Source organism: Stutzerimonas stutzeri SDM-LAC (assembly GCF_000235745.1).
In the GTDB taxonomy this organism is placed as follows: domain Bacteria; phylum Pseudomonadota; class Gammaproteobacteria; order Pseudomonadales; family Pseudomonadaceae; genus Stutzerimonas; species Stutzerimonas stutzeri_H.
Map to the genome: position 1 here is coordinate 1 of NZ_AGSX01000041.1, position 22,042 is coordinate 22,042.

Annotated in this window: 19 protein-coding genes; 7 read left to right on the forward strand and 12 right to left on the reverse strand. The window is 58.5% G+C overall.

All coding sequences use genetic code 11. The annotated features are described in order from the left end of the window. Positions 1-2 precede the first annotated feature (2 nt). From lspA to ispH, 3 genes are all read left to right on the forward strand, one after another. Complete coding sequence (lspA, locus tag PSTU_RS0103840; RefSeq protein ID WP_019339720.1) at positions 3-464, forward strand: signal peptidase II; 462 nt, start codon at positions 3-5, stop codon at positions 462-464. Further along, the gene (locus tag PSTU_RS0103845; RefSeq protein ID WP_019339721.1) at positions 457-894 is read left to right on the forward strand and encodes an FKBP-type peptidyl-prolyl cis-trans isomerase; all 438 of its coding nucleotides are present in this window, start codon (positions 457-459) and stop codon (positions 892-894) included. Before lspA ends, PSTU_RS0103845 begins: the two co-directional genes overlap by 8 nt. A 190-nt stretch (positions 895-1,084) precedes the next feature. Then, on the forward strand, positions 1,085-2,029 hold the full coding sequence (gene ispH / locus PSTU_RS0103850) for a 4-hydroxy-3-methylbut-2-enyl diphosphate reductase (protein WP_019339722.1): 945 nt from the start codon (positions 1,085-1,087) through the stop codon (positions 2,027-2,029). A 25-nt stretch (positions 2,030-2,054) separates the two neighbouring features. Here the strand turns inward: ispH and PSTU_RS0103855 are convergent, their stop codons facing one another. From PSTU_RS0103855 to PSTU_RS0103885, 7 genes are all read right to left on the reverse strand, one after another. Then, positions 2,055-2,519: a type IV pilin protein gene (locus tag PSTU_RS0103855; RefSeq protein ID WP_019339723.1), complete on the reverse strand. Its 465-nt coding sequence runs from the start codon at positions 2,517-2,519 to the stop codon at positions 2,055-2,057. Next, on the reverse strand, positions 2,519-6,346 hold the full coding sequence (locus PSTU_RS20430; RefSeq protein WP_036992657.1) for a pilus assembly protein: 3,828 nt from the start codon (positions 6,344-6,346) through the stop codon (positions 2,519-2,521). Before PSTU_RS20430 ends, PSTU_RS0103855 begins: the two co-directional genes overlap by 1 nt. A gap of 39 nt (positions 6,347-6,385) precedes the next feature. Next, positions 6,386-6,853, reverse strand: a complete 468-nt coding sequence (locus tag PSTU_RS0103865; RefSeq protein WP_036992663.1) for a PilX N-terminal domain-containing pilus assembly protein — start codon at positions 6,851-6,853, stop codon at positions 6,386-6,388. A gap of 11 nt (positions 6,854-6,864) precedes the next feature. Next, positions 6,865-7,890: a PilW family protein gene (locus PSTU_RS0103870; RefSeq protein ID WP_019339726.1), complete on the reverse strand. Its 1,026-nt coding sequence runs from the start codon at positions 7,888-7,890 to the stop codon at positions 6,865-6,867. After that, positions 7,887-8,348: a type IV pilus modification protein PilV gene (gene pilV, locus PSTU_RS0103875; RefSeq protein ID WP_019339727.1), complete on the reverse strand. Its 462-nt coding sequence runs from the start codon at positions 8,346-8,348 to the stop codon at positions 7,887-7,889. Before pilV ends, PSTU_RS0103870 begins: the two co-directional genes overlap by 4 nt. Continuing rightward, entirely contained in the window at positions 8,348-8,824 is a 477-nt protein-coding gene (locus PSTU_RS0103880) for a GspH/FimT family pseudopilin (protein WP_019339728.1), read from the reverse strand. The genes pilV and PSTU_RS0103880 overlap by 1 nt, the downstream gene beginning before the upstream one ends. A 101-nt stretch (positions 8,825-8,925) precedes the next feature. Continuing rightward, positions 8,926-9,444: a GspH/FimT family pseudopilin gene (locus PSTU_RS0103885; RefSeq protein ID WP_019339729.1), complete on the reverse strand. Its 519-nt coding sequence runs from the start codon at positions 9,442-9,444 to the stop codon at positions 8,926-8,928. Positions 9,445-9,523: 79 nt separating this feature from the next. On the opposite strand from PSTU_RS0103885, the gene thiO reads away from it, so the two are divergent. The 3 genes from thiO to speA all read left to right on the forward strand — a co-directional run bounded on the left by thiO (position 9,524) and on the right by speA (position 13,447). Next, positions 9,524-10,654, forward strand: coding sequence for a glycine oxidase ThiO (gene thiO, locus PSTU_RS0103890; RefSeq protein WP_051127853.1), 1,131 nt, complete (start codon positions 9,524-9,526; stop codon positions 10,652-10,654). A gap of 386 nt (positions 10,655-11,040) precedes the next feature. Beyond that, on the forward strand, positions 11,041-11,412 hold the full coding sequence (locus tag PSTU_RS0103895; protein ID WP_019339731.1) for a translation initiation factor Sui1: 372 nt from the start codon (positions 11,041-11,043) through the stop codon (positions 11,410-11,412). A gap of 121 nt (positions 11,413-11,533) precedes the next feature. Beyond that, positions 11,534-13,447 (forward strand): arginine decarboxylase, encoded by a 1,914-nt coding sequence (speA, locus tag PSTU_RS0103900; RefSeq protein WP_019339732.1) that lies wholly within the window; start codon positions 11,534-11,536, stop codon positions 13,445-13,447. A 163-nt stretch (positions 13,448-13,610) separates the two neighbouring features. Here the strand turns inward: speA and PSTU_RS0103905 are convergent, their stop codons facing one another. Both PSTU_RS0103905 and PSTU_RS0103910 read right to left on the reverse strand, forming a co-directional pair. Continuing rightward, a complete protein-coding gene (locus tag PSTU_RS0103905; RefSeq protein ID WP_019339733.1) occupies positions 13,611-13,952 on the reverse strand; it encodes a zinc ribbon domain-containing protein YjdM in 342 nt (113 codons plus the stop codon). A gap of 149 nt (positions 13,953-14,101) precedes the next feature. Next, complete coding sequence (locus tag PSTU_RS0103910) at positions 14,102-14,584, reverse strand: acyl-CoA thioesterase (protein WP_019339734.1); 483 nt, start codon at positions 14,582-14,584, stop codon at positions 14,102-14,104. 349 nt (positions 14,585-14,933) lie between these two features. Here PSTU_RS0103910 and PSTU_RS0103915 point away from each other — a divergent pair, with 349 nt between their 5' ends. Continuing rightward, on the forward strand, positions 14,934-15,614 hold the full coding sequence (locus PSTU_RS0103915; RefSeq protein ID WP_019339735.1) for a c-type cytochrome: 681 nt from the start codon (positions 14,934-14,936) through the stop codon (positions 15,612-15,614). Between the two features lie 284 nt (positions 15,615-15,898). Here PSTU_RS0103915 and PSTU_RS0103920 read toward each other — a convergent pair whose 3' ends face one another. The 3 genes from PSTU_RS0103920 to PSTU_RS0103930 all read right to left on the reverse strand — a co-directional run bounded on the left by PSTU_RS0103920 (position 15,899) and on the right by PSTU_RS0103930 (position 21,978). Continuing rightward, a complete protein-coding gene (locus tag PSTU_RS0103920; RefSeq protein ID WP_019339736.1) occupies positions 15,899-16,651 on the reverse strand; it encodes a phytanoyl-CoA dioxygenase family protein in 753 nt (250 codons plus the stop codon). 438 nt (positions 16,652-17,089) lie between these two features. Beyond that, complete coding sequence (locus tag PSTU_RS0103925; protein ID WP_019339737.1) at positions 17,090-20,746, reverse strand: AAA family ATPase; 3,657 nt, start codon at positions 20,744-20,746, stop codon at positions 17,090-17,092. After that, a complete protein-coding gene (locus PSTU_RS0103930) occupies positions 20,743-21,978 on the reverse strand; it encodes an exonuclease SbcCD subunit D C-terminal domain-containing protein (RefSeq protein WP_019339738.1) in 1,236 nt (411 codons plus the stop codon). Before PSTU_RS0103930 ends, PSTU_RS0103925 begins: the two co-directional genes overlap by 4 nt. Positions 21,979-22,042 lie beyond the last annotated feature (64 nt).

The following is a 22,042-nucleotide window of genomic DNA, read 5'->3' on the forward strand; positions in this document are numbered from 1 at the left end:
GCGTGCTAGTGATCGCCTTCGATCAGGCAACCAAGCATTACTTCGAGGCCAACTTCAGCCTGTACCAGAAGGTCGAGGTCATTCCGGATTATTTCGCCTGGACGCTCGCCTACAACACAGGTGCGGCTTTCAGCTTTCTGGCCGATCATTCCGGCTGGCAGCGCTGGCTGTTCGCGGCGATTGCCATTGGCGTCAGTGCGGTGCTGGTCGTATGGATGAAACGGTTGAAGCAGCATGAGACCTGGCTGGCGATCGCTTTGGCGTTGGTGCTGGGCGGTGCCCTCGGCAATCTCTACGATCGCGTGGTGCTTGGCCATGTCGTCGATTTCATCCTGGTGCATTGGCAGAACCGCTGGTATTTCCCGGCGTTCAACATTGCTGACAGCGCCATCACTATCGGCGCCGTGATGCTGGCGCTGGACATGTTCCGTAGCAGTAAAACGGGAGAAACAGTAAATGACTGAACAACGCATCGGGCAGGACATGCAGGTGACTCTGCATTTCGCACTCAGTATGGAAAACGGCGAACAGGTCGACACGACTTTCGATAAACAGCCGGCTACTTTTAAAGTGGGCGACGGTAACTTGCTCCCAGGCTTCGAGCAGCAGTTGTTCGGACTCAAGGCCGGCGACAAGCGCACCTTCCAGATCGCGCCGGAACAGGGCTTTGGCCAGCACAACCAGCAGAACGTGCAAACCATGCCGCGCGACCAATTTGAAGGCATGGAGTTGTCAGAAGGGCTGTTGGTGATCTTCAACGATGCTGCCAAGTCGGAGCTGCCTGGGGTGGTCAAGGCTTTCGATGATCGTCAGGTTACCGTTGACTTCAACCATCCGCTGGCAGGCAAGGCCCTGACGTTCGAAGTGGAGATATTCGAGGTAAAACCGGTCTGAGGGCGGCTCACATAAGTAAGCTGCTTGTTGTTGGAGTCAGATCGTAGGGTGGATCACGCTTCACCGATCCACCGCGGGCCGCACTAGTGTATACAAGCGCCATCCATGCTACGGGTTGCCAGATCGCTTCATCAATGTAGGCGGCCGGTACTCTTCACACCTTTTCCCGCCCTGAGCGTCGAGAACCCATATGCAAATCAAACTCGCCAATCCGCGTGGCTTCTGTGCCGGTGTCGACCGGGCCATCGAGATCGTCAACCGTGCGCTTGAGGTGTTTGGACCGCCGATCTACGTGCGGCACGAAGTCGTGCACAACAAGTTCGTAGTAGAGGATCTGCGCGAGCGCGGTGCGATTTTCGTGGATGAGCTGGATCAGGTGCCGGATGGCTTTATCGTGATTTTCAGTGCCCACGGCGTGTCCCAGGCCGTGAAGATGGAGGCTGACAAGCGTGGGTTGAAGGTATTTGACGCCACGTGCCCGCTGGTGACCAAGGTGCATCTCGAAGTCACCAAATACAGCCGCGAAGGCCGCGAATGCATCCTGATCGGACATGAAGGTCATCCGGAGGTCGAAGGCACCATGGGCCAATACGATACTGCCAACGGCGGCTCCATTTATCTGGTTGAAGATGAGGAAGACGTCGCCAAGCTGCAGGTACGTAATCCCGAATCACTGGCCTTCGTTACTCAGACCACTCTTTCGATGGATGACACCAGCCGCGTAATCGATGCACTGCGCACACGCTTTCCGAGCATCGGCGGCCCTCGCAAGGATGACATCTGCTACGCCACCCAAAACCGTCAGGATGCGGTCAAGCAACTGGCCGGTGAGTGCGATGTAGTGCTGGTGGTCGGCAGCCCCAACAGCTCCAACTCCAACCGCCTGCGCGAACTGGCCGAGCGCATGGATACGCCGGCTTATTTGATCGATGGTGCGGAAGACCTCAAGCGTGAGTGGTTCGAAAACATCGAGCGAATCGGCATCACCGCCGGCGCTTCAGCGCCTGAGGTGCTGGTGCGCGGGGTGATTGATCAGCTCCGCGAGTGGGGTGCGAAAGGAATGGATGAGCTCGATGGTCGGCCCGAGAACGTGACGTTCTCGATGCCGAAGGAGTTGCGGTTGAGGGAGCTTTGAGAGCTCCCTTTGATTTCGTCTGTTTTTAACGTCTCCAGCACTGTGCTAGTGTCGCTCCGGCTTTCTGCCCCTTTGCTCCGGTATGAGCAAGCGTGAGCGTGCCGCAACTATCATTTGCCATGGCGTTCTTTGGCACTGCCTGTAGCGTGTAGGCGCTGGCGGTTGGGGTTGCTGGAAATCCCAAGGTATAGAACTTCGTCGCTCCGTCCTTTGGTGCTTCCGTGAAGGGTAGCGCTGGGGCTGCGTTAGCAGGGTTCGCGTCGGCTGCCGTCAGATATCTGCCGTTCGCCGTATAGTGACGCTCCATGAATTGCGCCAATTCCATCAAGGCAGCTTGTGCGTCTGCGCGGCGCGCCTTGCGTACATGCTCCTGATAAGACGGGTACGCAATGGCAGCGAGGATGCTGATGATCGCCGCGACAATCATTACTTCAATCAACGTGAAACCGGCGCTGGATGGGCTCTTACATTGCATCATTCGCTTCTTCATCAATTCCCTCCTGCCTCCCGCCAAGAATGGCGACCAAAACGTTGCGATCCTGCAACGGGTATGCACTGAGGTGCCGCTCCTGCGGAACCGGCAAAGCATAGCAACTTGAGCAGCGGCGTGACGCCTTTGCTCACTCCGTCGTCAGTGTCTGATATGCCGGACCATGGAGCATTCCCATCATCCCCAATCGTAGTCGTGTCCCCATCATCCGGGGCCCCATCGCGATCAGTATCGAAGTACACATAGTTTAACCGTGAGCCGCTGGATAGATTCATTGCCATGATGAAACTCGTACCGCCGAACTCACAAGGATTGGCGGAAGGCGTCATGGTCGTGAAAATTACGCGGTCGGTTCGAAGCGTGGGCTTGGCGATAACCCGCTCTCCCTTGGCTCCAGTGTTTCCCGTACCCTCAATCCAGCCGAGGTCTATATACCAGCCTGCTTGAGTGGTGAGCGCATTGTCGGTTATTGCTCGTGCGTTGAGCCCGCTCTCCAGTGTGGCCTCCCTAATAACCGTTTGCTTTAGTAAGGTGGCACGCCCGTCAATAGCCTGGCCGCGGTCGATGATGCCGTAGAACGTATCGACAGGTGGAGATTCTGGAATCTCATTATCGCCGTCGCGATAAAAACTGCCGGTTCCGAAGAAGATCATGTGCTCGCCCTTATCATTAAAGGCCGACGAAAGCGGAGCTGTGATGGCCTGGCGAGTGGTGCCAATTTTGGCAACGAACAGAGGGCTGTCGCCAAGGCTGTCTGGAATGTCCCAGTTGGATGGGTTACTGCCGGTCAGGTCTATCCGCCATACGTTGCCCAATGTATCGGCCACGTAGACTCTATCTGCAACCTGGTTGTAGTCGGTATCCGAGGCCAGAGGCGAGCCGAGGTTACCGGTAGTTGGTAGCTCGATCTCCTGAATGATGCTGCCGTCTGCTGCATCGAGTATCCATACCTTACCGTCTTCCGGCGCCGTATCGTGGTAGCCGCTGCTTACAATTACGCCGAATTTTTCGTTGGGTAGAGCGACCAGTGAAGGTTGGCCGATAGTGTAGCCCATGTCTGGATGGCTGAATTCCCACATGACGCTGTTACTGTTCATGTTGGCCGGATTGGTAACATCGAGAGCAAAAACGCTGTTGCCACCTGCACCAGTGGTTCCTACTACCATGGTCTTCCATGAACCTCCGATCCACACATCCGAGATCCGCGGCGTACCGTCGACGTAATAGCGATGTGAGTAGGCCGGGTCGGTCAGGTTTATCAGGTTGCTAAAAACACTATTTGGTACATAGGCAAAGAGTTCACTACCTCCATTACTGGCGGCCGTATCGCTAACTTGAGCATCGAAGCCGTGTAGCATGCCGTCGTTAGCGCCTACGATCACCGTAGGCGTACGATTTTGGTAGCTGCTACTGGCGCGGAAAGCGGTGTACGCCTTGCCTACGGCACCGTTAGTTCCCCAGCTCAAGCGCGAATAACCGAAATCTTGATGATGGATGTACTGAGGATCAGAGTTAACAATATCGCCCAATCGGCTGCCGCGCTGACGGAAGGGTCTGGTGCGGTTATCAGAGGTGATCTCGTTGGTGCGATCGCCACGTAGATAGGCTAAGCGGCGCTGGGCTTCATCCGTTGTCGCTTCTAGCGGTAGCTGCAGCAAAGATCGCTGAGTGTCGTCCAAGCCGTTCCAATCAAAGTTGACGCCGTTCGTTGCGACTGATTCTCCTGAGATGCCCGCAGTGGTAGCAGGACGGACCGTAAAGATCGTTCGCGAATCGACCGAACTAAGACTGTCGAGCTTCTGGGCAGCACTCCAAGCGGTATCGGATGCTACGACGCCATTATCGTCGACGCGCCGCGCGAGTAGATCTCCGCTCCAGAAGCGGCTATCCAGGCGTGACTGGAATAGCGCAGTGTCGGTTTCGAGTCGAGTCGAGTTGGTGGCGAGGGACGCTGTGGTGCTTTCCACTTCGTTGGCGATCTGTGCAAAGGCCTTCCGCAAGCTTTGCACCATATTGGCTGCATCGCTAGCGACAAAAAAGTTATCGGGGCGAGGGTAGCCAGTTGCTAGCATATCTGTGTTAGTGCGCCACCATTCGGTTTCTAGCGCAGTTGTTCGCTCATACGGATCGCCAAAATTTTTTGGGACTTTAAAGCCGCCGTACTTAGCTGCTAGCCAGTACTGATTCCCGCTTCTCCCTGCTAGGCTCTGCCCCTCCCGTACGTCAACCCAATAAGTAGATACACTCTGCCGGCCCTTATGGTCTGCGCGTAGGTCCTTAGTGTTTGCATCGTAGGCAAGACCAGCGATATATGCAGAGCTGCGGCGGCCGCTATTGAAAGGAGTTGCGATGCTTATACCTTCTAGTTCCGCAACTTTCTGAGTTGCCGTCACAACGTTGATAGTAGTGTCATCGCGTACCTCCGCCGGTACCGAGGGCTCATCCGTTGATACTGAGTTTCCTGGTAGGTTTTTATCGCGGTGCGTATTGGTATCTCCTATACCTAAGATTACATTTTTTTGACAAGCATATTGAATGGGGTCGTTCCAATTTGTAATGACAGGAAATCCGTCATGCCAGCGGTCAAGAGTGTCGGCGTTTGGGCTTGAATTATGAGAAGGGGTGGGGGTGCTGTATGTGCTGACATTGGCCTGGTTTTTGAAGTAGCGAAGCGCGGTATAGTAAAGCTCGCTAACGGGGTCGTGGGATTTGAAGTTATTAGTGTTCAACTCGCCGAACTTATTTAAATAGTTCATTACCCCGCTATTGCTTATGGGTCGCCCCAGGCTGGATGTAACTCCGTCCGGGTTGATTTCCATTACGCCTGTGCTTGCGTTCCATTCAGGAGCCGTAGCGCCAGGAGCGATAAACTTCTGTTGAGCTCGCAGTACCCCTCCGTCCCTGAGCATGCTTCCATCATTCAAATAACCGAAAACGCTATATCTTAAATCTCCCGAGTATTGTTGAAGAAGCCCGGTCGGTTTGTAGTTGCCGCTCGGGTAGAGTTCGCAATTAGGCTCGAGTCCTTTGATGGGATCACAAACCTTTACTCGAATTTTTACTCGGTAAACACTTTTCGTTTGGTTGGATGAGGTGAAAGCTGCTTTTAGTCGGTTATCCTCCCATTGCAGATTGTTATCCGGTTCATAGTTAGTCCATTCGGCTGTCTTCTCGCCGGTAGATCCGCCTCCGCCGATACCGTCTTTCCAATTGGAAAATAGCATGTCATGGCCTTGGCCCTGAAGGCGAATATAGAAGTTTGCCCAGCTGCTACTGGCGGGAGTTGCACCAGCTATGTCGGCTTGGCTAATTAGGCCCTGAGGGTTTGTGTCGGTGTGCTCTATCCTGTTGCCTGCGCTGTTTTGGCCATCATGACGCGCTTTTTGAAGAACAGTTTGGGTGGCGGTATCAAGATAGCGGTGCCCGCCAGTTAGCGCGCTTCGGAACGGATCAATAGTAGGCGTGGCGGCCCAGTTTAGAAAATTTCCGCTCCATTGTTTGCTTCCGGAACATATATGACTGGTTGCGGCACTGCTAGGCTCGAACCAATGATTAACTTGGTCGTAGATATAACATTTATTTGAGTTAAAGTAGCCAATATAGCTATTTTGAGGGCTATAGCTTCCGGTGTTTGCAACTGAGAGGACGGTGGGCCATTCGACCGATGGAACCAGAGCCAAGTTTCCAGGCACGCTGCCGCCACCAAGCAACAATGGACTCTGCGATATGTCGGCATAGCCGGGAGAGGCTGCTGTTGCAATACAAAGTGAGAGCACAAAACTGATAGCGCTTTTCAGTTTTCTCAACGGGTAGTAGTGGGGTTTCATCAATTAATAACTCCGAAGGCAGCAGGTCGGCAGATTATTTTATTGCTCAACCAGAAAGGTGGAGCGGAGTTTTACTTGGGCGCTAGGCGTGGCGTTACTATTCGTGCTGCGCCCGTAGCCGGAAGCTTCGATACGCACTAGGGCGCCTTCATCATCAATTGGCGCGCCAGCCTCTGTGCTGGTTCTCAGTTTCGCCAAAAGGGTAATCGTATACTCTGGGTCCTTGCTCGCGCCGGGGAAGTTTGAATATGCACCGGAAATATTTGCGGTTTCTAACGCGCCGAGCGTCCCCGCTTTGAAGCGGCTAGTAACTTCGGCCTCGCCTTTTCGTAGTGATGCTTCCGACGCTTGCAGCGCCAAACTACTGTCGCGCATGTTGCCGGACATGTTCTCTTGTAACGAAGTTCCACGCATGCTGGCTAGTCCGATCACAGTAAGCAACAAAAGCATGATCAGCGCTATTACCAAAACTGCTCCGTTTTGGTGATGAAAGTTGGTTTGTCTCATGCCGGCTATCCTCATTGCAGGCGATTCCGAACGCCAAGCGTGCTGGTAAAGACCTGGCCGAGCCTCCTCTGGCTAATATTAACGTTGGTCCCATTGAACAAAAGCGTCTGAGTAGCGCTGACAACATTCTGATCAGCCCCAACAGCAAGTGCCTGGATACGTACGCTGCCTACGTCACTCCATTCTGATAGATTCATATCTTTCGCTACTTTATATTCAGTTACTTGCCGTTTTGCGTCGGTCAGGCCATAGGTGATCTGAATATTTTCTATGCCTTCAACCAGCTCCATGTTAACTGGAATGCCACTATTGAATGTCACTCTGCGCAGTGATGGCCGGTTGTTGGCTCCGGTTCCGATGTAGTACAGCGCCGACTGCAGCGACAGTATTTCCATACTGTTGCCATAAGCGTGGCTGAAGTTGTAATGGCCCGGGTTCTTATTGCCAGGCGTGCCTTGATTTTGTCGGGTGAGTGAGTTTGCGTTTTTATTATTAGACGTCTGGAAAACATCGCATCCCAGAGCGTCAGCAACAATCACGATGCTATTGTTGGGAATAGAACTAGCGTTATTGACACTAATAGTGTTCGAGTTGGCGGGGGTGGCGCCTGTTGCGGTAGCCCCAGAGGCCTGCGCTGCATGCTTGACTAGGATCATATCGGTCCCGGGTGTGCGGTTAGCTATGCCTGTAATTTTGGCAGCAGGTGCAGGAGTGACGTTTTCATCCCAACCCATGATGGCGACATTTAGGTCGAATAGCTCGCTGGAATAGGCGGGAGACGCTTCGTCAAGAAGGTTGTTAGGGGGTCCCAAACAATCTCCCTTATAACCAGCGTTACGAATATCATTGGCCATAAACTCCAAAGCGAAGCGCCCGCTTTCCTGAACGCGAGAGAGCGCGACGTTAGTGCTATATGTTTGCTTACTGCTGAGGAATATCTGTATGACCCCAAGCATGAGCAGCAGGCTCAAGGCCATCGCGACCATCAACTCAACAAGCGAAAGGCCGTGTTGGTGTCGCAGGGATGTCTGGGTCATATTTCGGTCCGATAAGCGAAGGTTTCGCTGTGGTTGTTGTTGTCGCCGTTGGCTTTTATTTGGCCTCGTGAATCATTCCAGCGAATCGATATGGTGATCAGGGTGTTATTTTTCTCAACTTTTCCGGTGCCGTCGGGCAACGTCAGAGCTAGCTGATTCAGCCATTCAGCTACATCCTTTTCTGCCGTAGTGCCTGTCACATCGTTATTAGACGAAGACGTCGGAAAGTCTGTCAGGTAGGCGTTGGTCAATGCCTCGAGGCGGTTCGCACGCATGCGATCAGCCAGATCGCCAGCAAGTAATGTCGCCTGAGAGCGGTAATAGGCGCTGTGGTTGCTTTGGATGCTGGTGGCTTGGAGGCCGGCGAGCCCTAAGAGTCCAATGGCTAGTACCATCATGGCGATTAGCACTTCGATCAGGGTCGCGCCGGCTTCTTTGTTATAGGGTCGCTGCGGCATCATGGACATCCTGTCTTGTTGGTGGTCGCGCTTCCGGTCAAGGAGACGCCAATCGTGTACTTGGCTCCGCTAGTGCAGCTCGATGAAGTGGTAACAAAGCTGGCAAGCGCATCGACCATCCCGCTGCTATGGAACACCACTCCAGTATTCGGCCCGGTTAGCGCCATACCTGCTACAGGATCCCAGACCTTGACTACGTCGCCCCCTACCTCCCTGACGAGCCAGCCCGCCGCCCAGTTCGTTCCATTGGCGCACACGTTCTGATTTTCCGTTCTACAAATGACCACGTCTTTGCGGCGCTTCACAGCCTCAGATCTCGCAAGCTGAATAGCTCCGAGCATTTCGTGATGCAGTGATGTTGTCCGGTTGCTCTGGATTACTGATGTAAAAGAAGGAGCGGCGATCGCGATCAATATCGCCAGAATTGCGATGGTTACCATCAACTCGATCAGGGTGAAGCCACGATAATTCGGCATGATTACTCTTCTAGCGTTGCGACCAGTAAATCATCCCAGCTTACCGACTGCCTACGCATTCAAATGGGATATTCGGTCGCTTTCAGGGGGTATACGGTTCGCTAGCTACAGGCGCTATTGTCCTCCGGTGCTCGAGTTCTCAGGCGTCCTGTGACGTTGATCACAAGTTGTTGTATGGCTTCGCTGCCACTGCACAGGGTGAAGGTGCCGTTCAAGCTATTGGTCGTTCCGTTAGCCTTGAACGACATGAACGTCCTGCTGCGAAAGTTGCTCCAATTCCACCGATAACGATTCGGAAGCGTCACGACGCGATGGAGCCGCTCGCCTGCGTCAAATTCCCCGTTTCGATTCGGGTCGCTGAAAATCAAAATGCCGTTTTCCCAATTGGCTGATACTTCGCAGCTATTGCCGCCCGCACAAAGGCTGATGGGCTCGCGCCGATTGATGGCCAGGCCACGAGCATGGTTGAGGCTAGTGAGCAAATCGTGGGTTGTGGTTGTTTGCTGGTTGCGCTCGATAAGGGAGCTGAAGCTGGGCACGGCGATGCCCAGCAGAGTGCCGAGCGCTGCAATCGTGATAAGTAATTCGATGAGCGTGAATGCCTTAGCGGTAGGGTTCATGGTGCGCTTCCTTTTGCACGTATGATTCGGTCTTCCAGACCGACCGTTGTTTTAACTTCGTATGGTTAAAAGTCAAGGCATGAGCTGTGAACAGGCTGATCCAGTGGAGATAAGTGTGGCTGACGTATCAATAGTGATAGGCGGTGGAGTTATTGGTTTGCTTTCAACCTACCTGCTGGCGAATGCAGGCCGAAGCGTGGTTTTGCTTGAATCGGGCGAAACGGGTACCGAAGCCTCCTGGGCGGGCGGGGGCATTGTTTCTCCCCTCTATCCCTGGCGATACAGCCCTGCGATAACGGCGCTAGCGCATTGGTCGCAAAACTATTACCCGGAACTCGGCGAAACGTTGAGGCAGCAGAGTGGGATCGATTCGGAGGTTTACGAGACGGGGCTTTACTGGCTGAACCTTGAAGATGAAGAGCAGGCTCTAGCTTGGGCAGAACGCCAGGGACGAACACTGCACCGTGTCAACATGAGTGAGGTGCACGCTGCGGTACCTGCGCTTAGCCGCGGCTTTACCAAGGCGATCTATATGCCGGGCGTCGCCAATGTGCGTAACCCGCGGCTATTACAAGCGTTGCGTGCTGCGTTGGTGAAGATGCCGAACGTCGAGATTATCGAACATTGCGCGGTCAGCGGTTTCGCTCGTGATGGCGCACGAATCGTTGGCGTGCAAACGACGCAAGGCGAGATGCTTGCCGAGCAGGTCGTTCTGGCCGCTGGTGCCTGGAGCGGCAACCTGCTCGCAACGCTGGGACTGGAGCTGCCGGTCAAACCCATGAAGGGGCAGATGATCCTATTCAAGTGCGCCGAGGACTTCTTGCCGAGCATGGTGTTGGCCAAGCGGCGCTATGCGATTCCGCGGCGTGATGGCCACATACTTGTAGGTAGCACGCTGGAGGATGTCGGGTTCGACAAGACACCGACCGAAGATGCGCTGGAAAGCCTCAGGGCGACGGCCATCAATCTGCTTCCTGGATTGGCTGATGCCAGGGTGGTCAAGCATTGGGCTGGGCTGCGTCCTGCTTCGCCGGACGGCATTCCTTATATAGGCCCCGTGCCCGGGCATGATGGGCTTTGGCTCAACTGCGGGCATTTCCGAAACGGGCTGGTGCTGGCACCTGCTTCGTGTCAGCTGCTAGCCGATCTGATGCTGGATCGCTCACCTTGCGTCGATCCCGAGCCGTACTCCCCTGCCGGTCGGCTCTGATACTCAGGAAGGGCTGGTGCGCACCACGCGTGCCAGCCCTGCGACTAGCTGGGTTTCGATGTTCAAGTGAGGCGTTTCGTTGACTGCTCATTACCGATATCGAAATATTAACCAGCCGCGTATAAGGCATCAGCCGCGGACTGCGCATTCCACCTAATCTATTGTCGAGCGTGAAGAGCGCTCGCTCTTACGATGAGGTCACTGGCCGCTTGGCAGGCCAGTACGAAGTAATTCAACACTCAGTAGGGTGCTGCCGCACTATTCGACGGTGTTTGGTGTGGCAAAGCGCTGTGCAGCTCTTCGGGTGTTCCGGTTTTGCTGTTAAATTACCCGGCTTTGTGGCGCAGAGCCTTGTCGCGCCGATCTCTACACTCATGAGGTTGTGTGTGGCCAAGAAAACCACATCCCTTTCCGGCCTTGGCGGTCTGGTTTTTTCCACCGATGCGGGGAGGCACTGCCCGGAATGCAGTCAGCCGCTGGACGCCTGCGTCTGCAAGCAAGCGCTGATTCCCGAGGGTGATGGCATCGCTCGTGTGCGACGGGAGAGCAAAGGTCGCGGCGGCAAGACGGTTACCACTATCACCGGCGTGCCGCTGCCTGAAGCGGCGCTCAAGGAGTTGGCCTCCGCGCTTAAACGTCGCTGCGGTACGGGTGGCGCACTCAAGGATGGCGTGATCGAGATCCAGGGTGACCATGTTCAATTGCTCATCGACGAACTGGTCAAGCGCGGATTCGAGGCCAAGAAATCGGGCGGATGAACGCCTGACCTGATTCAATCAGTCGCGTGCGCTTATTTCCGGGCGCGCCGGCTGTCCAAGCCGGACAGCCCTGCTGTCGCGCTAAGCTCGACAGACTCATCCCTATCCTCAGGAGGCCTAGATGCCCGTACGACGCACACGTAAAGATGACGGCAGTCAGTGGACCGCAGCGGATAGCCGTAGTGTCTATGGCATTCGCCACTGGGGTGCCGGCTATTTTTCGATCAGTGACGACGGTCATGTCGAGGTGCGCCCGCAGGGACCCAATGGCGCTGCCGTTGAATTTACCGCGCTGATCGAGCAGCTGCGCGATGCCGGGCTGACGTTGCCGTTGCTGGTGCGCTTCCCGGGCATTCTGCAGGACCGAGTGCGTCATTTGACCGGTGCGTTCGATGCGAATATCGAGCGCCTCGAATACCAGAGCAAATACACCGCGCTGTACCCGATCAAGGTCAACCAGCAGGAAGCGGTGATCGAGAACATCATCGCCACGCAGAATGTTTCGATCGGTCTGGAAGCCGGTTCGAAACCCGAGCTGATGGCGGTGCTGGCGCTGGCGCCGAAGGGCGGCACCATCGTCTGCAACGGCTACAAGGATCGCGAATTCATCCGCCTGGCGCTGATGGGGCAGAAGCTCGGCCACAACGTCTTCATCGTCATCGAAAAGATGTCCGAAGTGGGCATGGTCATCGAGGAAGCGGCGGAGCTGAAGATCATCCCGCAGGTTGGCTTGCGCGTGCGCTTGTCCTCATTGGCTTCGAGCAAGTGGGCCGACACCGGTGGGGAAAAGTCCAAGTTCGGCCTGTCCGCTGCGCAGCTGCTCACCGTCATCGAGCGTTTCCGCGCGGCGGGCGTCGAGCAGGGCGTGCGGCTGCTGCACTTCCACATGGGCTCGCAGATTGCCAATCTGGCGGACTACCGTGACGGCTTCCGTGAAGCCATTCGTTATTACGCCGAACTGCGCGCGCTCGGGTTGCCGGTCGACCATATCGATGTGGGCGGCGGCCTCGGCGTCGACTACGACGGCACCCATTCGCGCAATGCCAGCTCGATCAACTACGACATCGATGAGTACGCCGGCACGGTGGTCGGGATGCTCAAGGAATTCTGCGATCGGCAGGAACTGCCGCACCCGCACATCTTCTCCGAAAGCGGCCGGGCCATGACCGCGCATCACGCCGTGCTGGTGATGCAGGTGACGGACTTCGAGCGCCACAACGACGAAGCGCCGACCATCGAGAACTACGACGAGCTGCCAGAAATCGTCCAGGCATTGGCCGATCTGCTCGGTCCAACCGATCCCGAAATGGTCACCGAGACCTACTGGCGCGCGACGCACTACATGAGCGAGGCGGCGGCGCAGTATGCCTCTGGCAAGTTGTCACTGGCGCAGAAGGCGTTGGCCGAACAGAGCTACTTCGCCATTTGCCGCCGCCTGTACAACCAGCTCAAGGCGCGTCAGCGCTCGCATCGTGCGGTGCTCGATGAGTTGAATGACAAGCTGGCCGACAAGTACATCTGCAACTTCTCGGTGTTCCAGAGCCTGCCGGACACCTGGGCGATCGACCAGATCCTGCCGATCGTGCCGTTGCAGCGCCTGAGTGAGGAGCCGGTGCGCCGCGCTGTGTTGCAAGACCTGACCTGCGACTCCGACGGCAAGATCAAGCATTACGTCGACGAGCAAAGCATCGAGAACAGCATGCCGGTGCATGAAATCCAGGCGGGAGAGGAGTACTTCCTCGGTGTGTTCCTGGTAGGCGCCTACCAGGAAATTCTCGGCGACATGCACAACCTGTTTGGCGACACCGATTCGGTCAACGTCTATCAGCGCGAGGATGGCAGTTTCTATCACGCCGGTATCGAGACCCACGACACCATCGAAGACATGCTGCGCTACGTGCACCTCTCGCCCGAGGAGCTGATGACCTACTACCGCGACAAGGTCTCCAGCGCGCGGCTCAGTGCCAAGGAGCGCACCCAGTACATCGATGCGTTACGTCTGGGGCTGACGCGTTCGTCTTACCTCACGCCTTGAGCAGGGCGAACGTCGATCAGGTGCAAGTCGTTGATACCTGATCGCAGGCCTGTCAGCCAATGGCAGAAGTGCGAGTGGGAGCGGTCTTGACCGCGAATGGGGCTGCGCCAGAGCCCGGTTTGTTTCGCGGTCGAGACCGCTCCCACAGGCAGCGCAATGGTGTTCAAACCTTGCGCACGAACTCCGACTTCAGCTTCATCGCACCGATGCCGTCGATCTTGCAGTCGATGTCGTGATCGCCGTCGACCAGGCGGATGTTCTTGACCTTGGTGCCGACCTTCACCACCAGCGATGAACCCTTGACCTTGAGGTCCTTGATCACGGTGATCGTGTCGCCGTCCTGCAGGGTATTGCCGACTGAATCCCTAATCACCTTTTCGTCGTCACCAGACGGTTCTGCCGCGCTGGCCGACCATTCGTGGGCGCACTCCGGGCAGACCAGCATCTGGCCGTCTTCATAGGTGTATTCGGAATTGCATTGGGGGCAGGCTGGCAAAGCGCTCACGGCGGATCCTCGGTGGCGGTGCGAAAAGCCGCGAATTATATAAGGTTTTATCGGCTCGCGGAGAGTGCGCCAAGTGGAGGAGGCGTGGCGGACTGGGCGGAGATGCACCATCTCCCCGCCTGAGTGGCGGCGGAGAGGAGGTTGGCAGCTCAGTAATCGTCCTTGATTGCGCGGTAACGCTCGTCCAGCTCCCGGCGAATCTGCCGGCGCTGCTGGGCCTGGGCGAAGCGACGCTTCTGGTCGGGTGTTTTCGGCTCCAGTGGCGGCACCGTAGTAGGGCGACCGTCCTCACCAACTGCCACCATCGTGAAGAAGCAGCTATTGGTATGCCGAACCGTTTTCTGCCGGATGTCTTCGGTGACGACCTTGATACCGATCTCCATCGAGGTGTTGCCGACATAGTTGACCGAGGCGAGAAAGGTCACCAGCTCGCCAACGTGCACCGGTTGGCGAAAATTCACCTGGTCGACCGACAGCGTTACAACGTACTGCCCGGCATAGCGGCTGGCGCAGGCATAGGCCACTTCATCCAGATATTTCAGCAGCGTGCCGCCATGTACGTTGCCCGAAAAGTTCGCCTTGTCCGGGGTCATCAGTACGGTCATGGTCAGTTCGGCATGTCCATCAAGCATGGTGCGCGGCTCGTGCTGGCAAAAAGGGCTGCTACTTTAGTCGAATGCGAGACGGTTGTGGCGCGGAAATCTGTATCGCCATCCGTTTTTTTTCGGCTGGTCAATGCGGCAATAGCGCGCAGGTTGTCGTTGCCACATCGCCTGCCCAGTCAATCTGAACTGAAAGGGTCGCGCTGGCCGAAGCCGCTGCGCGCTGCGTAGCAGATGAATCGTGCGAACCGGTGCTCGAGCCTAATGGCGCACCGCCGTGGTATGAGGCTTTATTGACCTGCGCCAGTATCGCAGCTGGTGTTCTCCCTATAGTCCGATGGCTGCCATACACACCTAACCCGTCAGCGTTGGACTTGCCATGCATTTATTCTGCTTGCTTCTGCTCAGTTGCCTCGTTTCGTTCGCTCACGCCAGCGAAGAGACGATGGAGCGCTTTCAGTACCTAATGGAAGATACGGCACGGCGGCAGCAGGCGTATGCGGCAGGCCAAGAGCGCGCGCTGTTCTGTGGCTATTGCCATGGCGAAACCGGCAATAGCAAACGCCCGCATATTCCCAATCTGGCGTCGCAGAATCCGATCTACCTGTTCCATTCGTTCGAAAAGTTCGCCAGGGGCGAGCGTGTCGATTTCGTGATGTCGAAACTGGCAAAAAACCTGACCCTCGAAGATCAGGTCAACATCGCCGTCTACTTCAGTCAGCAGAAGGTCGAGCCTGCTGCCGCGGCGTCGGACGCGGCGCTGGTTCAGCGTGGCGAAACGCTGTTTCAGCGCACCTGTACGTCCTGCCATGGCATTCATGCGCAAGGCAAAGAGACCATGCCGCGACTGGCGGGCCAGCCGGGTGAGTACATACGCAAAGCGCTGGGTCGATTCCGCAGCAATGACCCGAGCCGAGCCGGTTCAGTCATGATCGGTGTCGCTGGGCAGCTGTCCGAGACCGACATCGAGGCACTCGCCGCTTATCTGACGCAGCTGCAGTTGAGTGAGCAGGAGGAGCAGCAGGCCAGCACGCAGCTGCTTGGACTGAGCGCGCACTAGGCCCGTTCGCAACGCCAGCGTCGACATCTCGCGGCGACGGACCTGCCGCTCGCCGCGTCGAGAGACTGGTGTGTCGCGCTTCCCTATCCGCTGGTTCAATAGCGCTTGTACGGCTGGCGTTTGCCAACGAGGACGACATTGTCGGAAACATCGCGCGGTCATTATCGGCTTGGTTGAGAGCCGCCCGACATTGCGGCTGAACGCTCAGTTCGATGCAGAGGCTATGTCATTTGGCGGCGAAACGGGTCATCGCCGAAACCGACGGTTAGGCGCTGCGAACCGGCTCAATCGTACTCCGACGGCTCATGCTCACCGAGCAAGCGACGCTGCCTCGGTGTGGCAGCGGCAATGACTTCCGGATTGAAACGCCACTGCAGATAGGGCGCGAACTTCTGCGCCACCATCCTTCGGCCGTAATGCACCTGCAGCAGATAGCGGCTGCGGTCGGTCGTGCGATTGCGGCTCCCCGCGTGCCAGAGATCGCTGCGAAACAGCAGCACGTCACCGGCTTCGCAGAGCACCGGTTGTGGTTCGCCGCCGTGCCAGTGGGTTTCTCCCGGGCGTGGTTTGCGACCGGCCCGGTGGCTGCCGGGTATCACCAGGGTAGGGCAGAGGTCGGCATCGATCCGATCAAGATAGAGGTGTGCCGTGCAGACTTGCATCGGCAGGTCGAAATCCGGGTCTTGCGCAAGGTGCTCGGGCAGCTCCACAGCGAGGTAATCGGCATGCAGTTCACCACCGACAAAGCCCGGATGGCTGCGCCAGGCGGTCTGGCCGATGACATGACAATCGTCGCCCAGGGCCGCCTCGGCCAGATCGATCACCCCGGGCAGATCGAGGAACGGCAACCAGAACGGACTGCGGTTGAACACGCATGTGTAGTGGTCATCGACCAGGCCGCGATAGTCCCAGTGGAGTGGTTCGAGGTTATCGATGGCTTGGCGAAGCGCCTTGAGCGCCTGGCCATCCACCACGGCCGGCAGCAGCACGAAGCCGTCGGTATGGAGCGCTTCTAGCGCGGCAGCGGTGGTTGGCATAGGCGGTTCCGTCGATAATCCCTCAACGGTTGGGCCCGTAGAGTACCGAGAGGTTCGAGTCCGGCGGGCGGATGAGCCACCCCAAGGCACCAACCGCAAACGTGCGTGCAGGAAGGCCATCTTTGCCGTAGGACCAGCTCTGCCTACAGCCGTTGCCGCAGCTGGCCACCTTTGCATAAAAAAGCGGAACAGCCGCACCGGTTTGTGGCCGGCCGCCGTTCCGCAGCATATTTGAAGGACTGACGCACGGCTTGTGGCCAAGCGAGGTTTTCACTCGCAAGCGAAAACCGGAACAGCCTAGCCCGCGAACCTTTCATCGAGCTGTCGAGGCAGGCGGCGCTGACATGCGACAAAATCACGCAATCGTAACGGTGCGCATGGGCCGCGATCTTTTTGTAGGCGCAGGCTCTGGCGGTGATTGTCGGGCAGGGCCCGCCCTCAGCCGCCCTGTCCGCCGACGATCTTTAGTCCGCTCTGTCCATTGCCCTGTCGTTGCACCTGGATCTGCACCGGGATGCGTTCGTGCATCTCGGCGACGTGCGAAATCACCGCCACCTTGCGGCCCTGGGCCTGGAGTGAATCCAGCGCGTCCATGGCGATTTGCAGCGACTCCGGATCGAGGCTGCCGAAGCCTTCGTCGATGAACAGCGATTCGATCTTCAGTTTGCTTGATGCCATTGAGGCCAAGCCCAGCGCCAGCGCCAGGGAAACGAGAAAGGTCTCGCCGCCCGACAGCGAATGCACTGAGCGCAGCTCATCGCCCATTTCCGTATCCATCACCAGCAGGCCCAGCGGGCTGCCGCCGCGCTTGAGCCGGTAACGACGGGCCAGCTGGCGCAGCTGCACGTTGGCATGTTGAACCAGCAGGTCCAGGTTGTAGGCCTGCGCGATCTTACGGAAGGCGCCACCGTCGCTGGAGCCAATCAATGCGGCGATGCGTCCCCAGCGCTGGCTTTCGGTGGTGGCCTCGGCGATCTGCCGGAGCAAGGTCTGGCTCTGGTTGCGCCTGCGATCATCATCGAGCAGCGCTGCGAGCGTTTCGGTGTTGCGCTGCTCGGCACTGTCGCAGTTGGCTTGCTGACTATTGAGCTGGGCTTCCAGCGTATCGGCGTCCGGTGGGTTCGGTTGTTCGGCCTGAAGGGTTTTCAGCCGCCGCTCACAGCCCTCCAGCCGCTCACGCCCACGGGTGAGCTGTTCGGTGTTGGCGCGCAGGCGCTCGCGTGCTTCGGTGAGCAGTGTGTCGTCCAGCTGCAGCAACTGTTCGAGCGTCGCATCGTCCAGATCAGGGTGCGACGCACGCCAGGCCGCGAGCTCTTCGCTCAGGACGCTGCGTTCGGCAAGCAACTCATCGCGGCGCCCTTTGCAGTTGTGCTGTTCACCGGCGAGCCGGGTCAGTTCGACTCGCGCCTCGTTCAGCTGCTGGTCGACCTCGGCTTGTTGCTGCCGAGCCGTCTGGATAGCGTTTTCAAGATGCTGCTGCCATCCCAGCGCGCTGGCCTGCTCGCCAAGACTTTCGCGCAGCGCCTGGCGGCAGGCTTGCTCGCGCGTTTGTAGCTCCACGAACCGGTCGGCACATGCCTTCTGCTGCGCCAGCCGATGCTGCTGTTGCAGCTGTTCGCGCTCCAGTGCGGCTTGGCGCTGCTGTTGCTCGTCGGCCAATGCCGTTTGCTGTTCGATCTGCTGGCGCCGCGCTTCAATCTTCCCGTCCAGCTGCATAAAGGTCTCGGCCGGCTTTTCGCGCCACCGTTCGAGCATGGCGGTCGGTAACAGCTGGGCAAACTCAGCCAGCTCTTCGTCTAGACGCGCGTCATCGCGGGTGATGGCGTCGCGCTGTGCGACGAGCAGCTGGGTGGCTTGAACGCAGGCGTCACGAGCGCTTAGCCAGCCTGCATGCAGCGTTTCGGTCTGCTGTTGCAGCTTGAACAACTCACGCTGTCGCCCATTGGCGCTGACGATATCGGCGGCAAGCGAGGCCATGCGGCTGTCGAGCCAGGTCTGCCGTTCTGCTTCCGTCTGCTTTAGCAGTTCGGTGTAGACCGGCAGCTCCGCCAGTTGAGCGTCGAGCTTCGCCAGATCCTCGGCGACTTCCGCTTGCCGTTGCCCGCTCTGCTTGATGTGGGTGGAGAGGGCGATGTGCTGATCGCGCAGGGCTTGCAGCTTTTCGTCCTTGGCCTTGAGCTGCAGTTGCGCTTGCTCGACTTCGCGCTCGTCATGTTGATCGAGCGCGGTGAGCAGCTTGTCACCGTCGTGCCAAGGATGCTCGGCACTGCCGCAGACGCTGCACGGTTCGCCCGGCACCAGCGCGGCGCGCAAGGCCTCGACATTCGCGCTACGGGCGAGGCGTTGGCGATCCAGTAACGCCTGCACCCATTTCAGTGCCTTTTCAGCATCGTCACGCTCGACACGGGCGAGCTTGCCCGCTTCGGTCAGCTTGTCCAGCTCGCCCTGCTGACGGCTCCGTTCGCTCTGCAGCGTGCGTTGCTGGGCGACCAGCTGCTGCTTGCGGGACCAGAAGCCGTGCAGGCTTTCGAATGCACGCTCGGCTTCGCGAAGCGCATCGAGATGGGTGGTCAGTTGCGCCAGCTGGTCGCCAAGGCCGGTTTCCCGGCCGATCTGCTTCTGCAATTCGTCCAGCGCGTTTCGTGCGTTGGTCTGCGCCGTTTCGGCAGCTTTGCCAGCGGCCTCCAGTTCGGGCAGTTCTTGCCGGCCTTGCTGCAGGCGAGCAGATATCTGTACGGCCTGCTGCAGGCGCGGGCGATGGCCGCTCCAGGCTGCGCACAGCGGTTGCAGGTCGGCGCTGGTGGAGAGCTGGTTGGTCAGGATGGCGAGCTGACCGGCGGCCTGTTCCTGATGTTGGCGTAGCTGGGCGAGCGTGCGTTCGCCGGTTTGGCTCGCGGTTTCGGCCTGTTCGGCGTGGCCTTGGGCGTCGTGCAGGTCGGTGCGCAGATGGCTGAGCCGCTCCTCTTCACGGCGCGCATTGGCCAGTCGCGGCTCGGCGGCTTTCAATCCATGCTCGGCAACTTTCAGCGCTTCGGTGGCTGTCCGGCAGGTCTGTTCCAGCATTTCGAGGCGTTGTTGCACGGCACCGTGGTCCTGTGCGTGACGGGCGAGCATTGCCTCGACCTTTGTCAGCAACGGCGCCAGGTCGCGCTCGCGGATAAACCGATGGCGTTGCGGTGCCAGCTGTTCGAACAAGCCGAGGATGCGCCGGGCGTCGGCCAGATTTTCCTGTTCTTCCTCGGCCTCGGCGAGTTGCCGCTGGGCGTTATCGTGCTCGGCCTGCAGTCGGGCGAGATCCTGCAACCACTGGCGCTGCTGTTTGAGTGCATCGAGTTGGTGCTGAAGCGCTTTCAGCTCCGCCTGCTGCTCGCGATGTTGCGCTTCGAGTGCCTGGCGCGCCTCGGCGTCCAGTGGTTGCACGCCGCCAGCCTGATGCTGCAAGGCAGCGAGTGTTTCGCGGGCCTGCTTGGCCGCGTCGAAGGCGGCTTGGCCCAATCGGCTGTAGAGGCCGGTGTCGGTGAGCTTTTCCAACAGGGTGCCGCGGTCGTTGTCGTCGGCCTTGAGAAAGGCGGAGAACTCGCTCTGCGCCAGCAGCACGGCGCGGGTGAACTGCGCCAGGGTCAGGCCGAGTTTGGCTTCGAGCAGTTCCTTGAATTCACGCTTCTTGCCGCTGGCCAGTAACTGGTCGCGATCCAGGTCGAGCAGGCTCTGGTTGCTGGCTTGCAGCTTTCCGTCGATCTTTTCGCGGGCGCGTTTGACCTCCCAGCGGGCACGGTAGCGGTGGCCGTCGACGCCGATGAAGTCCACTTCGGCATAGCCGTTGGCGCAGCCGCGTCGCAGCAGGTTGCGTTCGTCGCCGCTGCCGATCTCGTCCTTGCCGTCGGGCACCTTGCTTAATAGAGAAGCGCCGTCGAGCCGCGGCGTGCTGCCGAATAGCGCCAGGCACAGGGCATCGAGAATCGTGCTCTTGCCGGCACCGGTGGGCCCGGTAATGGCGAAAAGGCCGGCGCTGGCCAGCGGTTCTGCGGTGAAATCGATGACCTGCTCGCCCGCCAGCGAGGCGAGGTTCTTCAGGCGGATGGCGAGGATCTTCATCGCGCGTCTCCTTCGCCAGCGAGCTCGACGCCGCGCAGCAGGCTGGCGAAGTCGTCCAGCGCCTGGTCGTCGGGTGGTTTGCCGAACTGTTCTTCCCAGGCACGGGCGAAGAGCTCTTGCGGGCTGATCTGGTCGAGGCCGAGCAACACTTCGGAGTCGGCCTCGCCACGACGACCGGCATATTCGCTGGCGATGCGTACCAGGCGGCAGGCCTTGCCGGCGAGGGTTGTTTCGATGCGCTGACGCAGGTCGGGCAGCGGCTCTTCAAGCTGCACCCGTACCTCCAGCCAAGGCAGGTTTTCGGCGAACAGGCCCAGCGGCGGCAAGGCTTCAAGCTGGCTGATCACCTCAGCCAGCGGCGCGCGGCCGATACGGATCATCTCCACCGCGCGAGGCACGGGCAGCGGCTCGACGCTGGCGAGCTGGTCGCCGTCGAAATCCACCAGCAGGACCTGATGCGGGTAATTGATCTCGCCGAAGGACAGCGGCAGCGGTGAGCCGCTGTAACGGATGCGTGCCTGCCCGGCGACTTTCTGCGGCTTGTGCAGGTGGCCGAGGGCAACGTAGGCGATGGGCTCCGGGAACAGACTGGCCGGCAGCGCCTCGGCATTACCGATGACGATGTTGCGTTCCGAGTCTTCCGATACCGCACCGCCAGCCATGTGCGCGTGGCTCATGGCGACCAATGCCTGGCCGGGCTGGCGCTGGGCTTCGGCAGCGGCGATCAGGTGCTGGTGAACGTGGCGGATGCCGAGCATGTAGTCATCTCCGGCCTCACCGCCGGTGACTTCCGCGGGGCGCAGGAAGGGCAGGGCGAGGCACCATCCCGCGACGTGGCCCTTGGCGTCGTGCAGCGGCACCAATAGGCGGTCATGGTCGAGCTGGTTCTCGGCGATCCAGCTGATGCGGCCGATGGCGTGGGCGTTTAGGCGTCGCATCAGCGGCCCAGGCAGCTCGATACGCCCGCCAGAGTCGTGGTTGCCGGCAATCATCACGATGTCCAGCTGCGGCAGCTGCTCGTGGGCACGGACGATGAAGTCGTACAGCCGTTCCTGGGCCTTGAGCGGCGGATTGATCGTGTCGAAGATGTCGCCAGCGATGAGAAGGGCGTCGGGCCTGTGCTGGACGAGCTGGTCGAGCATCCAGGCGAGGAACTGGGCGTGTTCGTAGTCGCGATCCTGGCCATGAAGGGTCTGGCCGAGATGCCAGTCGGAGGTGTGGATCAGGCGCATACGAGGGGTCTTTTTTGGTTGAAGGTGCGGTGGGGCGTGACTGGGTTCAGCGGTCCGGACGCAA